Annotated in this window: 14 protein-coding genes; 9 read left to right on the forward strand and 5 right to left on the reverse strand. The window is 40.3% G+C overall.

Annotated features, from left to right (window positions below):
- The first annotated feature begins 153 nt into the window (after nucleotides 1-153).
- Nucleotides 154-1257, forward strand: a complete 1104-nt coding sequence (gene lptF, locus CDZ78_RS03175) for an LPS export ABC transporter permease LptF (protein ID WP_087868674.1) — start codon at nucleotides 154-156, stop codon at nucleotides 1255-1257.
- A complete protein-coding gene (gene lptG, locus CDZ78_RS03180) occupies nucleotides 1254-2321 on the forward strand; it encodes an LPS export ABC transporter permease LptG (RefSeq protein WP_087868675.1) in 1068 nt (355 codons plus the stop codon). Before lptF ends, lptG begins: the two co-directional genes overlap by 4 nt.
- A gap of 21 nt (nucleotides 2322-2342) precedes the next feature.
- On the opposite strand, the gene CDZ78_RS03185 is transcribed toward lptG, so the two are convergent.
- Nucleotides 2343-2813 carry an RDD family protein gene (locus CDZ78_RS03185; RefSeq protein WP_230990523.1) on the reverse strand — a complete coding sequence of 157 codons (471 nt, stop codon included), beginning with the start codon at nucleotides 2811-2813 and terminating at the stop codon, nucleotides 2343-2345.
- Between the two features lie 644 nt (nucleotides 2814-3457).
- On the opposite strand from CDZ78_RS03185, the gene pcnB reads away from it, so the two are divergent.
- From pcnB to panD, 5 genes are all read left to right on the forward strand, one after another.
- Nucleotides 3458-4846, forward strand: coding sequence for a polynucleotide adenylyltransferase PcnB (gene pcnB, locus CDZ78_RS03195; RefSeq protein WP_373862427.1), 1389 nt, complete (start codon nucleotides 3458-3460; stop codon nucleotides 4844-4846).
- On the forward strand, nucleotides 4839-5327 hold the full coding sequence (gene folK, locus CDZ78_RS03200) for a 2-amino-4-hydroxy-6-hydroxymethyldihydropteridine diphosphokinase (protein WP_087868678.1): 489 nt from the start codon (nucleotides 4839-4841) through the stop codon (nucleotides 5325-5327). The genes pcnB and folK overlap by 8 nt, the downstream gene beginning before the upstream one ends.
- Nucleotides 5327-6142 carry a 3-methyl-2-oxobutanoate hydroxymethyltransferase gene (gene panB, locus CDZ78_RS03205; RefSeq protein ID WP_087868679.1) on the forward strand — a complete coding sequence of 272 codons (816 nt, stop codon included), beginning with the start codon at nucleotides 5327-5329 and terminating at the stop codon, nucleotides 6140-6142. The genes folK and panB overlap by 1 nt, the downstream gene beginning before the upstream one ends.
- A 1-nt stretch (nucleotide 6143) precedes the next feature.
- Nucleotides 6144-6986 carry a pantoate--beta-alanine ligase gene (panC, locus tag CDZ78_RS03210; RefSeq protein WP_087868680.1) on the forward strand — a complete coding sequence of 281 codons (843 nt, stop codon included), beginning with the start codon at nucleotides 6144-6146 and terminating at the stop codon, nucleotides 6984-6986.
- 232 nt (nucleotides 6987-7218) lie between these two features.
- Nucleotides 7219-7599 (forward strand): aspartate 1-decarboxylase, encoded by a 381-nt coding sequence (gene panD / locus CDZ78_RS03215; protein WP_087868681.1) that lies wholly within the window; start codon nucleotides 7219-7221, stop codon nucleotides 7597-7599.
- Between the two features lie 240 nt (nucleotides 7600-7839).
- Here panD and CDZ78_RS03220 read toward each other — a convergent pair whose 3' ends face one another.
- The 4 genes from CDZ78_RS03220 to pdxA form a co-directional block, all read right to left on the reverse strand.
- Nucleotides 7840-8346, reverse strand: coding sequence for an aspartate carbamoyltransferase (locus CDZ78_RS03220; protein WP_230990525.1), 507 nt, complete (start codon nucleotides 8344-8346; stop codon nucleotides 7840-7842).
- Between the two features lie 137 nt (nucleotides 8347-8483).
- A complete protein-coding gene (locus CDZ78_RS03225; protein WP_087868682.1) occupies nucleotides 8484-9260 on the reverse strand; it encodes a hydroxypyruvate isomerase family protein in 777 nt (258 codons plus the stop codon).
- 80 nt (nucleotides 9261-9340) lie between these two features.
- Nucleotides 9341-10141: a 16S rRNA (adenine(1518)-N(6)/adenine(1519)-N(6))-dimethyltransferase RsmA gene (gene rsmA / locus CDZ78_RS03230; RefSeq protein WP_087868683.1), complete on the reverse strand. Its 801-nt coding sequence runs from the start codon at nucleotides 10139-10141 to the stop codon at nucleotides 9341-9343.
- A gap of 53 nt (nucleotides 10142-10194) precedes the next feature.
- On the reverse strand, nucleotides 10195-11196 hold the full coding sequence (gene pdxA, locus CDZ78_RS03235; protein ID WP_087868688.1) for a 4-hydroxythreonine-4-phosphate dehydrogenase PdxA: 1002 nt from the start codon (nucleotides 11194-11196) through the stop codon (nucleotides 10195-10197).
- A 413-nt stretch (nucleotides 11197-11609) separates the two neighbouring features.
- On the opposite strand from pdxA, the gene CDZ78_RS03245 reads away from it, so the two are divergent.
- On the forward strand, nucleotides 11610-12197 hold the full coding sequence (locus CDZ78_RS03245; RefSeq protein WP_087868684.1) for a TetR/AcrR family transcriptional regulator: 588 nt from the start codon (nucleotides 11610-11612) through the stop codon (nucleotides 12195-12197).
- Nucleotides 12194-13162 carry an efflux RND transporter permease subunit gene (locus CDZ78_RS03250; RefSeq protein WP_087868685.1) on the forward strand — a complete coding sequence of 323 codons (969 nt, stop codon included), beginning with the start codon at nucleotides 12194-12196 and terminating at the stop codon, nucleotides 13160-13162. Before CDZ78_RS03245 ends, CDZ78_RS03250 begins: the two co-directional genes overlap by 4 nt.
- The last annotated feature ends 274 nt before the right edge of the window (nucleotides 13163-13436 follow it).

A 13436-nucleotide genomic window follows, 5' to 3' on the forward strand; every position in this document is an offset into this window, starting at 1 on the left:
CTACGTAGTCTTTCAGCTAGCGTAAGTTAAGGGTTAAAATTAGCTGTTAGAATACAGCAACAGTGACTGTCAGAGTGGCTCATTGTCTTTGCGATTAAATAAAGGCATTGTAAGAGGAAAGAGAAATATGACTTACCCAGCGAAGGTTAATTAATGCGTAATATTCGATTTTTATCCATAGTGGATCGAATGATAATGAGTGATTTACTGAAAACTATCTTTTCAGTACTGACTGTTTTAGTGGTTATCATTGTCAGTAGAAATTTTATTAAAATACTTAAAATGGCTGTTGATGGTTTGATTTCTACCGAGGCAATTGTAGGTATTTTAGGCTTGAAAATTGTTCTGGCAAGTGTGACCTTCATGGTGCCAGCAGTCTTTGTCAGTGTGTTGATGGTTTTGGGTCGTATGTACAGGGATCAGGAAATGTCTGCTTTATCTTCAGCAGGTGCAGGGGTAGGGCGACTTTATATTAGCGTCTTTAAAACGATTATACCGGTTGTTTTTGTCGCGACATGGATGTCGTTGTATTTGGCTCCCTGGGCCGCAGCTAATGTAGAGCGAATTATTCATGAGGAAAAGCAAAATGTTGGTGTGCGTGCAATAGCGGAAGGGAAGTTTAGTGAATATAACAAGGGAAACCTGATTTTTTATGTGGAAAAAATTAGTGCAGATAATGTTATGCATGATGTTTTTGTACAAAATAAACGCGGCGATGAGATGGGTGTAATTACTGCTGAACGTGCCGAAGTGCGTACGATAAATAATGGCTTATATATCGTATTTATAAATGGAGAGCGGGTACAAGGCAATGCAGGGGATGTAGACTTTATCTTTGAGACTTTTGCTGAATATGCCATGCACCTGGAGAGTAGTACAGGAATATTAGTAAATCCTGTTGAAGGGATTGCTACTCTAGATTTACTGGAAACACAGGACTTAAAAGAGTTAAGTGAGTTGTATCACCGTTTGTCAGCGCCGTTAAGCATTCTTGTGCTAGTTATTATGGCCGTACCATTAGCCCAAGTAAGTCCGCGCAGTGGGGGGTATGGGAATCTGGCGGCCGCATTCTTAATCTATTTTAGTTTTGCTAATTTCGAAAAAGTAAGTAGTAACTGGATGGAAAAAGGCGAAATTTCAGTGTGGCTTGGGTTTTGGGCCGTTTATATGCTTGCGGCTTTTTTTATTGTGATTTTATTGATCAGGTTAAATGGCTTCATCTGGATGCTTATGCAGCTAAGAGGGAAATCAGTATGAATGCAATAGATCGCTATATTATTAAAGAAGTATTGAAGGGGACGTTGATTGCGCTGGTTATGCTGTATGCGCTGTTTAATCTTTTTACTTTAAAAGATGAGTTAAAATTTCGCGGCGTAGGGGATTATGATTTAAAGCAAATTTTTGTATATATTGGTTTGTTGGCTCCTCGTTATATATATGAGTTGATGCCTTCGGCAGCTTTATTGGGTAGCCTTTTTGTTCTGGGGGGGATGGCAAATCATAGAGAGATAATGGCTATGAGGGTGTCAGGGGTTTCAGTATTCGGGATTATTCGTGCCGTCATGATTGCTGGAATGGTGCTAGTCACATTTTCGTTCTTTATAGGGGAGGTGGTAGGGCCAGATGCAGAAAAAAAAGCAAAAGTTTTACGCAGTGTAGCAAAAACACAAATGCCTGCAGCAAGAACAAAGCGTGGCCTGTGGCTTCGTGATGGCAATCAGTTTATCCATATTAAAGATATTTACACTGAAGGGGACGTTGCTAATGTTTATATTTACCAGCTGGATGACGAGAGGCATTTGCAAAAATTAACTTATGCACAGAGAGGAAACTATCTGGATAAGGGGCATTGGTCACTTAAGCAGGTAAAAAGTTCGAACGTATCTCCTCAACGGGTTGTAGGTGAGCAAATGGATGAAATTATCTGGTCTTCGGTAATTGATCCAGATGTGGTTGATGTGGTGGTGGTTGAGCCAGAAAATATGGCACTCAATGATTTATCAAAATACATAACATTTTTACAAGAAAACAAACAGGACTCAGCTAAATTTGAATTAGCTTTTTGGGCCAGGTTAATTAATCCCTTTATTGCCTTGGTCATGTTATTGGTCTCCGCGCCCTTTGTTGTTGGTGTAGGTCGTGGGATTGCTTTGGGTCCTAGGATGATGCTGGGTATTTTAATAGGGATGAGTTTTAATATTATCGATAATGCGGTGGGGCAAATGGGGATAGTCTATGGCTTAAATCCACTATTGGTAGCTGTCTTGCCGGGTAGTATTATCTTAATGGGCGCGCTTTATGCGATTAGCCGACTACGCTAGAGAAATGCTGTAGTTCTATAGCTATTTCTTTGCTTGTTTTTGCAGGTCTTCGATAAAAACAATAGCTGACTTAGAGCTTAAGTCCTGCCAGGTTTTTTTATCCTTTTGCCATAACCGCCAGAAAATCCCTAAGCCTAGGGCGAGCCAGGAAAAACACGCAGTAAGATAGCGTATTAAAGCCTGTTTCCAGGTTATTTCTGTTTGTTCATCACTAAGCAGGCGTAATTTCCAGGCGCGTAAGCCTAATGTTTGTCCGCCATGCGTCCAGAACCATCCATAAAATATAAAGCTGACACAAAGCAGGTATAAAGGGAAAATAAAGCTGGATTGAATTGCTTCACCTTGATTAAAAGGTAGCAATATTGCTGTGGCAAAAAAGAATAGAGCAATGACTAGAAAAAGGTCATAAATAATGACAGCGATATATCGAAAAAAACCTGGTTGTGCAGGGGATGCAGTAGAACCAGGCTTTGAAGACTGTTGCGTAGCCAATTAAATCTTAAAGATAGCTAATTTTTGCCCTAAAAATAGGCAGTAGGCAATTAAGATAGCGAACATTCCTAAAGAAAATATGAACGGTGGCTTATGGAAAAGCAGGATAAAAAGATCAGATATAACGATACTCGCTATAAAAGGATTATCTAGAAAAGCGACAAAAATATTTTTTAGCATTGTTCCCCCCAGGTTTTGGCCCACTTTTATTAAGTCTTAGACGCTTAAAGTGAGTAATAAAAGTTTATTTTTAAGATTAATTACATATCAACTGGTGATTCTACTATATAATTTATCTTTATTGTAAAAAATAATGCTCAAATATCAATGATTATTTGTCTCCAGGTGCCTAAGTTGCCGATATTAAAAAACACTTGTAGTGAGACAATGATATAAGAGTGTAGTGGAAATACTTATACTGGCATGTTGTTCGGTATCAAAAAACATTCCTTATCTGCGAAATTTTTATTGGGATTCTATTATTAAAATAAGGTTCCTTAGGAAAGCATATTAGGGGTGTTGAAGTATTGATTGATGCGTTAGTCAGAAAAGGATTAGACGTCTTGGTTTACTTTTATATTGAGTGATTGTGTATAGAAGTAAGGTGTAGTGCTGCAAAGTTAAGATAATACAGGAAGAGAAAAATTTTAAGTTTTTTTAAAAAAATAATAAATAAAACGCAAAGCGTTAAGCCGCAAGATGCTGGTGATTCTTTAGAGATAGAGAAAAAGACGGGGTTAGAGCCGGTAATTTATACGCGCTCGGAACATAATATCTCGCGTAACCAGATCAGTAGTAATGCTTTAAAAGTTTTGTATCGTTTAAAGAACGAAGGATATGAAGCCTATTTAGTGGGAGGCTGTGTCAGAGATTTACTTTTAGGGCGCGAACCAAAGGATTTTGATGTCGCGACTAACGCAACTCCTGAGCAAGTAAAGCAAGCTTTCCGTAATTGTCGGCTGATAGGTAGACGATTTAGGCTGGCGCATGTGTTTTTTGGTCGAGAGATTATTGAAGTTGCTACATTTAGAGGTTCGAGCGAAAACGTATCTGACTTGCAAAAAGTAGATCAGGATGGTCGCTTATTGCATGATAATTATTACGGCACAATTGATCAGGATGTTATACGTCGTGATTTTACTGTGAATGCTCTTTATTACAATATCAAGGATTTCTCTATCGTTGACTATGTAGGGGGCATGCACGATCATCGTGCCGGCGTGATGCGTCTTATTGGTGACCCGGAAACGCGCTACCGTGAAGATCCAGTACGCATGATAAGACTGGTGCGTTTTGCAGTAAAACTCGGATTTTCAATCAATGCTGAATGTGAAAAACCTATTTTTCAATTAGCTGATCTTTTAGCTAATATTCCAGTCGCAAGATTACAGGATGAAACCTTAAAATTATTTTTATCAGGGTATGCAGTAGAAACGTTTGAAATGCTGCGTCATTATGGCTTGTTTGCTCATTTATACCCGGTTGCTGAAAAAAGTTTAAGTAGTGAGGAAAGTGGTTTTCCAAAGTTATTTATTATAAAGGCTTTGGAAAATACGGATAAGCGTATTGCTGAAGGTAAAAGTATTGCTCCCTTTTTTCTGATTTCTGCCTTTTTATGGGATGCCGTTAAAACCCAGGCTAATTTAAATGTTGCTCAGGGTTTGCCTGAGTCGGTTGCATTTCAACAGGCTGCAAGCCAGGTTATTTCACTGCAGGTGAAAAGCACTGCATTTCCAAAGCATATTGGTGTGGCAATGCGTGAAGTCTGGGGGTTACAGGCGCGGTTTCAAAGTCGAAATGGGGCGCGTGCCTATCGTTTATTAGGCCATCCTAAATTTAGGGCAGCTTATGATTTTCTGCTATTACAAGCTGAAACCGGTGGTGCTGATCCAGAACTGGCAGCATGGTGGACTGAATTTCAGGTAGCATCCGAAGCCGGGAAAAAGAAACTGTTAGCTAGTCTAACGAAATCATCGCCTAGAAAACGCAGGCGTAGACGTAAACCGGCTGAAAATAAAAAACAGAATGACTAAGGTAATCGCCTATATAGGTTTAGGTAGTAATTTATCAACCCCCGAAGTGCAAATTAATGCAGCCAGGCAAGCTGTCAAAGATTTGTCGGGTGTCTTGGAGCATGCCTTTTCCAGTTTATATCGTAGCCCTCCGATGGGGCCGCAAGATCAGCCTGATTATGTTAATGCAGTCATGGCAATTAACACAGATTTATCTGCTATAGCACTGCTGCGATGTTTACAGCAAATAGAATTAGACCAAGGGCGTGAGCGTAAAGATGAGCGCTGGGGGCCGAGAACTCTCGATCTGGACATATTGCTTTATGGGCAGCAAACAATTGACCAGCCTGATTTGTGTGTGCCGCATTATGGTATGGCTAAACGTGCCTTTGTTTTATATCCTCTAGCCGAGATTGCTCCTGAAATTGAAGTTCCAGGGCTTGGCAAAATAGCAGGGTTGCTTGCATCTTGTCCGTTGGATGGTCTGGAGAAAGTATCCTGATGAGTCAATATGCAACAATTTCCGGAACAAAAATAAAAACCATTGCTGACTTGCAGGCTATGAAGCAGGCAGGACAAAAAATTACTAGTTTAACCGCTTATGATGCCAGCTTTGCGGCTTTATTAGATCAGGCGGGAGTAGATGTTTTACTGGTAGGGGATTCTTTAGGTATGGTTGTGCAAGGGCATTCCAGTACCTTGCCGGTTTCTATGCAAGATATGATTTATCATACTCAATTGGTCAGTCGTGGTCGCCAGCAAGCATTTGTACTCGCTGACTTGCCGTTTATGAGTGCGGCAACCGTTGAACTGGCTGCTGAAAATGCTGCTTTGCTTATTCAGCAGGGTGGAGCGCAGATGGTTAAGATTGAAGGTGCAAAAATTGCAACTATTCAATTTATGGTGCAACAAGGTATTCCGGTTTGTGCGCATTTAGGCCTCTTACCGCAATTAATTTATCAGGCCGGTAAATACTCGGTTCAAGGCAAAGAAGAGAAAGAGGCGGAAAGGCTTTTAGCCGATGCGTTAGAAGTTGAGCAAGCGGGCGCTCAATTATTAATTGTAGAATGTATTCCGGCAACTTTAGCGCAACAAATCAGCGAGCAATTGACGATTCCAGTGATTGGCATTGGTGCGGGAGTAAACTGCGATGGTCAGGTACTGGTTTTATACGATATGTTAGGTATCGGTACCGGTAGAAAGCCACGTTTTACCAAGGATTATATGCAGCAGGGAGATTCACTGGCTGCAGCTGTTCAGACTTATGTGGCTGAGGTCCGGGAGCAGAAATTTCCTGGGCTAGAGCATAGTTTTTAATATGATTTGTAGTAAACAAATTGCGCACTTACGCGCGCAGATTAAACAATGGCGAGTGGAGGGTGCGATTATTGCCTTTGTGCCTACCATGGGGAATTTACATGCGGGTCATTTGCAATTAATCAGCGCGGCAAAGGAACAGGCAGACCAGGTCGTAGTCAGTGTATTTGTTAATCCTACACAATTTAATGACCCGAATGATTTTACTAATTACCCGCGCACCGAACAGGCTGATAGCGAGAAATTACAATCTCTAGCTGTTGACTTACTTTATATGCCAGCTACAGAAGAAATGTATCCTGCAAAAAGTCTGACAACAGTAAGTGTTGCAGAGGTCACAAATTATCACTGTGGAGCAGCGCGACCAGGGCATTTTGATGGGGTTGCTACAGTGGTTAGTAAGCTATTTAATATAGTCCAGCCTGATAAAGCATTTTTTGGTGAAAAAGATTTTCAACAGCTGCAGGTAATTCGTACCATGACAGCTGATTTAAATAGTCCTGTAGAAATTATTGCTGTACCAACCCAGCGGGAAGTGGATGGGTTGGCGATGAGTTCACGTAATTCCCTCTTAACTGAGCAGCAACGCCAGCAGGCTATACAGTTGTATCAAACACTCTGCCTGGCAAAGGAAGCGATATTAGCCAGGCAAGCAAGCTTTGCGGAAATCGAGCACACATCCATGCAATCTTTATCTGCACAGGGTTTTAGACCAGATTATTTTTCTGTTTGTCGTCGCTGTGACTTGCAGACAGCAGGAAAAAAAGACACACGGTTAATTATTCTTGTGGCGGCAAGTCTTGGGGTAACGCGATTAATTGATAATATCCAGCTAGATCTGTAAATTTCATTGTAATTGATAAGTTGGTTCTGCGTTAGTGTGTGCTTGTTAGGAAAGGGGCTTAAGCTTCAGTAATCCTGATAATAATAGAGCTTGCTGGTAATGGTTTGTTTTATATTGTAATTCAGTGGTTTGCGTTGTTTTCGTCGGGTTTTTTCTAAAGCATTTTCTTGTGTAAATTGTAAATTTTTGACATAATAGCGAGTTCTGAAATATTTATAGAACATAGACTGATATGCAAATTACAATGCTTAAAGCAAAATTACACCGAGCAACAGTAACTCATGCTGAATTAGGATATGAAGGCTCTTGTGCGATAGACGGTAAAATACTGGATTACTCAGGGATAAGAGAGTATGAACAAATCCAGATATATAATGTCAATAATGGTGAGCGTTTTACTACCTATGCGATTCGCGCAGAAGAGGGCTCGGGAATTTTTTCCATTAACGGTGCAGCCGCTCGTCTTGCGTGCCCTGGTGATTATATTATTGTTTGTTCGTATGCCGAACTCGACGAAGCGGAACTAAAAAATTATCAGCCGACTTTAGTTTATTTCAACGATAAAAATGACATGGTGAAGACTGCTCATTCTATTCCAGTGCAAGCAGCATAAGACGGAATCGCATTTTTTGTCATAATATTTTCAATATACGGAAATCAGATTAATCGCTGAGAATAGTTAGACACCTGGAAATAAATAATCATCATCCTTGCTGGTCTTTTTGTCCGTCATTAGCACGGTAGCAATAGATACGTAGCCAGCTATGCGCTTATTGTTACAGCACTAATGACAAAACAAAAATCCTGCCCAAATATTGATTGGACACTTATTTATTTCCAGTTGCCTTAGCCTCTATTGATGGTGCATGCGATGCATAGCCGCATGACGCCCATGGTCACGCAGTTGAGCATTAAACCATTGATGAATGGCAGTAACTAAGTTTGGGCTGGCGGTCATATAAGTTATTTCAGCACCTTCCGGGATTTCACGATACTTTATCGTTATTTTACCTGGCTCGGCAGAGCGCATCGCTTCCAGTCCGGGCATATCCTTACCATGTATTTTCTCAGGGTCAGAAAAGTTAGCTTGCTTAAAGTCGCTGGCAATTTTATCAAGATGCTCTCGTATAAGCTTAATTTGCTGCTCATTTTTCGGGTCTTTTGCAATTACTTGCTGCACACCACCATTTTCAACTTTAGAAAAAATATGTAAGGTCTGATTTAAATCAAAAGGCATTACCTGTTTACCCAGTTGAGCAACCTCATTAATCCGTGCGTCAGGTGCTTTTTCAAGGGCAGTTGCTGGCATCATAAAGTACATGCCAGCTAAAAAGCTAAATATTAGTTTGTCTGTAGTCATAGCTTATTGAATTAGTTTAGGTTTTGTTTAATTAATAACAGCAATATGCTGCTCGTGTAATCTCCCTGAAAAATAAGCCAGGTTAAAAATAGAAAATTCTCATAACTATAAGTAGAGATTTTCTATGAAAAATTTGCTTAATATTCCTTTTTTAGCCAGTCTAATGATGCCTTGGTTGAATCTAGCGGATTATATTCTGCCCCTGTCCATCCCTGATAAGCAGAAGCTTTGATAATCGAAAATATCTGCATGTAATCCATATTGCCAGTACCAGGCTGATGTCTACCTGGGCAATCGGCAAACTGAATATGACCGATTTTATCGGCATATTGCTGAATAAAATTAGCCGGGTCTTCCTGCATCATTAACATATGATAGATATCATATTGCATTAATAAATCCGGGTGATTGATTTCTGCCATAAGGGCTAGCATCTTTTCACTACTAGAAATAATAAAACCAGGCATATCCACGGTATTGACCGCTTCAAAAACTGTTTTAATACCTAAAGGTGAGAAAGCTTCGAGAGCAAAATGTAAGTTTTCTTTAAACGTTTGTTGATAATCGCCTAGCAGAGATGTATCGAAACAACGGCCGGGTAGGATATTAATAACATCAGGTTTTAGAATCTTTGCATAAGCCACTGTTTCAGTAACGGCCTGTTCAAAGCGTTGCTTTTTTTCAGGCGCTGCTGCCAGGCCTTCGCCGCCTTGTAATAAGTCATCAGCATCGACATTAAATAACACCAGTTTTAATTGTTGTTTATCCAGTTCCTGACGAATAACATCAGCGCTTAACTCATAGGGAAATTGAATTTCTACCGCTTCAAAGCCCTGATCTTTTGCCGCCTGAAAACGCTGTTGTAAAGGGACTTCTGTAAATAATAAACTTAAATTAGCTGTAAAACGAAGCATGGAGCTTGCCTATTACTGTAGAGCGAACTTGAGTCCGCTAATATTGGTCATGCTAACTGATGCGCGGAATAAAGTCCGCCCTACAGAGTTTCTTCTGGCGGATGTTGCTTGATATATTGACTTAATTTCGCAAAATCCTGTAGAGAAATAGTTTCTGCTCTTAGGGTCGGGTTGATATCTAATGCAATAATATCCGTTTCGGTAATTAATTTTTTTAGTGAATTGCGTAATGTTTTTCGTCTTTGTGAAAAGGCGGTAGTGACTACGGTATTTAACATTTTAACCGAATCGACGATGACTGGTGGCTGTGCATGTGGCTCCAGACGGACAATTGAGGACATAACCTTTGGAGTAGGGTTAAAACTTTCAGGTGGGACATCAAACAGGTGCTCTGTTGCACAGTAATACTGCATCATAATGCTTAAGCGGCCATATTTTTTACTACCCGGGCCCGCACAAATTCTATCGACTACTTCTTTTTGCAGCATAAAAGTCATATCGGCAATGCGCGGTGTGTTTTCTAGTAAATGAAACATTAACGGCGTAGAAATATTGTAGGGCAGGTTGCCTAATATATGCAGCTTTTCATCGTCTTGCGCTAATGATGAAAAATCAAACTTTAAAGCATCTGAGCTGTGTATGGTCAAGTTATCGTATTGTTTAAATTTATACCCCAGAAGCCTGACTAAGTCCCGGTCTAGTTCAACGACATCGAGTTGTACGCCGCTACTTAATAGTGGTTCGGTTAATGCGCCTTGTCCCGGGCCAATTTCTACCCAGTGCTGGTCCTTGCTATAAAAAAGTGAGCCCAGTATATTGTCGATAATATGCTGGTCATGCAGGAAATTCTGACCAAAACGCTTACGTGCTTTATGTGCCATAGTGTATTGAGGGTATGAACTAAAAAAGTCTGTTTCTGTGTTTAAAAAAATCGTTAGTTAGCACATGTTTTTGTACTAGCAGACATCTGTATTGCAGTTTGTAAAGCGAAAACCAGGCTTCCAACATCAGCCTTACCCGTGCCGGCCAGGTCTAACGCAGTGCCATGATCAACCGAGGTACGGATGATCGGTAACCCCAGGGTGATATTAACTGCTTTGCCGAAGCCTTTGTATTTTAAAACGGGTAAACCCTGGTCATGATACATGGCTAGCACGGCATCAGCCTTATCCAAATATTTTGCGGTGAATAAAGTATCGGCAGGTAGTGGGCCTTGTAAATTAATGCCATCTTGACGACATTTAATTAATACAGGTTCAATAATATCAATTTCTTCATGCCCAAGATGACCACCTTCACCCGCATGTGGATTAAGTCCGCATACTAAAATATGCGGTTGTTTGAGCCCAAAGCGATGGCGTAAATCTGAGTCTAATAAATGGATGACCGTTGTTAATGTTTTCTGGGTGATTGCTTTGCTCACTTCGGCCAGCGGTAAATGAGTGGTTGCCAGGGCAACTCGCAAACCTTCAGTGGCCAACATCATCACGGGGTGCCCGCCAGTAATCGCAGAAATATATTCAGTATGTCCGGTAAAGGCTATGCCTGCATCATTGATAATCCCTTTATGGACAGGCCCTGTTACCATTGCTGAAAATAGTCCAGAAAGGCAGCCTTTTGTTGCTGTTGCTATGGTTTTTACCACATACTGGCTATTGTTTTTATTTAATTTGCCGCATATAACAGGGTCATGCAAATGACAAGGTAGCACAATAAGTGTTCCTGGTATGTGCTGGGTAATGGGTTGTTGGTCATTAAACAGTTTGATGCTTATGGGTAAATCAAGTTGTTTTGCGCGCTGGCTAAGTAACACGGGGTCAGCAATGACAACTAGCTGACAAGGTAAGTTGTCCTGGGCAAGTTGTATGCATAGATCCGGGCCAATTCCTGATGGTTCGCCTGGGGTTAAAGCAATGCGCGGGAGTGTTTCTGACATGATTGTCATTCGATTATAAAAATAATCATTTTATCATTAAAGCGCTAACTCACGGTAAGGAATGTAGACTTAATAAAGCCTGAGTCTTTTACTGAAGTTTCCCAATTATTGAGTAGCTGAAATACACAATGCTGGTGTATAATTTTAAATAGAATTTATGAAACGGGTAGAAAGGTGGCGAAAGGGTTTAAAGAATCAATGACTATTATATTTGATGAGTTTCTTGGCCAGTGGAATTATGTCACTGTTCCTGAAAATTGATTTTAGAAGTTGCTCAAGTTATTTCATGCACGTTCCATAGTTTCAATTTTACCATAAATAATTATTGGGAAACTTCAGTCTTTTATATTACAACTTGTAATAGGCAGAATAATACTTTATTATTTTACAGAACGAACGTTAGGTATGTGGTGATGAGTTCAAAAGAAAATATATTACAAATGGCGGTTACGCTATTTTCTAAACAAGGTTTTGATGGAGCGTCGATGCGGGATTTGGCAAAATCAGTCAATATGAGCACTTCTGCTGTCTATCATTATTTTCCTAATAAACAGGCTTTGTATCTGGGTGCGGTGCATTTTGCATTTGCTAAACAGGCAAGTGCCTTTGACGAAGTATGGCAAGCAGAACTGACGGCGGATGAGAAGCTGGCTAGGTTCGTTAGTTGTTTGACCGGAGTATTAAGCACTGATATTGATTTTAGACGCTTAATGCAGAGAGAATTGCTAGACGCTAATGACGAACGCATGCAGTTTTTGGCTAAAGAAGTATTTCAAGAACAATTTAGCCATTTAATGGCGGTTATTGAGCAGCTAAATGATTCACAGCAGATACATTTTTCTGCCTTGAGCGTGATTGCTCTGGTGTGCGATATTATTCAGATGCAACCATTAAGTAGACACCTGCCTGGGTGGCAGGCTGAACATGAACAGGCTGATTATATCGCCGAGCAGGTTGTGAATTTATTAATGAATGGAATTAAATCTAAAGGAAGTCAATGATGAAGAAAAATGCATTATCAAAGTGGCTAGGACTCTTTGCTGTTAATCACCCATGGTGGGTTTTACTGCTCAGCCTGATATTTGTCGGGTTGAGTGGCTCCGGATTGAAGGGTCTGGAATTCGTTAATAATTACCGAGTATTTTTTAGTGAAGATAATCCGCAATTATTAGCGTTTGATGCTTTGCAAAATACCTATAGTAAAAGTGATAATGTGATGATTCTGGTAGAGCCGGCGAATGGCGATATATTTACCAGAGAAAATCTACAGGCAATTGTCGAGTTGACTAAAGAAGGCTGGCAGCTACCTTATTCTAGTCGTGTCGATTCGATTAGCAATTTCCAGCACACTATTGCTGAAGAAGATGATTTGATCGTTGCTGATTTAATTATCCAGCCCTTGCAAATGACTGATGAGCAGCTGCTGTACGTCAAGCAGATTGCCTTAAATGAACCATTGCTGAAGAACCGGTTGATATCGAAGACAGGCCATGTCTCTGGTGTTAATGTCACGATGCAATTGCCGGGCACCAACCCTATGGAAGCGATGGAAATAGCAGAAGTAGTACGTGAGTTGGTTACCGATTTTAAGCTTAAGCAACCTGATTTAACGCTGCATCTTAGCGGTATGGTGATGATGAATAATGCTTTTGGAGAAGCTTCGATAAAAGATAATTCATCCCTGATTCCTTTGATGTATGGCATCGTTTTACTGGTATTGATTGTATGTTTACGTTCTTTTACGGCAACATTTAGCGTTATTCTGCTTATCGTCTTTTCGATTATTTCTGCTCTGGGTCTGGCGATTTATGGGGGCATTAAACTAACGCCGACCTCGGCGATGGCGCCGACTATTATTCTCACCATGGCGGTTGCCGATTGCGTGCATCTACTGGTGACTTTTTTACACAATATGCGTCTTGGGCAAGAGAAAAAAACAAGCGATGCAGGAAAGTTTGCGTATTAATTTTCAGCCAATTCTATTAACCAGTGTAACCACTGCGATTGGCTTTATGAGTCTTAATTTTAGTGCTGAAGTTTCCCAATTATTGAGTAGCTGAAATACACAATGCTGGTGTATCGAGGTTTATTTTAGGTGGTTTTGCCATGTTTATAGCAAACCCCTACTTAATTCCCCTTAGGCAATAGCATTTGAAACGAATGAAAAGACTATTTTTTTCATATAGTTGTAGCATAGTTTCAATTTTACCATAAATAATTATTGGGAAACTTCAGTTTTA

This window comes from Bathymodiolus platifrons methanotrophic gill symbiont (assembly GCF_002189065.1).
In the GTDB taxonomy this organism is placed as follows: Bacteria; Pseudomonadota; Gammaproteobacteria; order Methylococcales; family Methylomonadaceae; genus Methyloprofundus.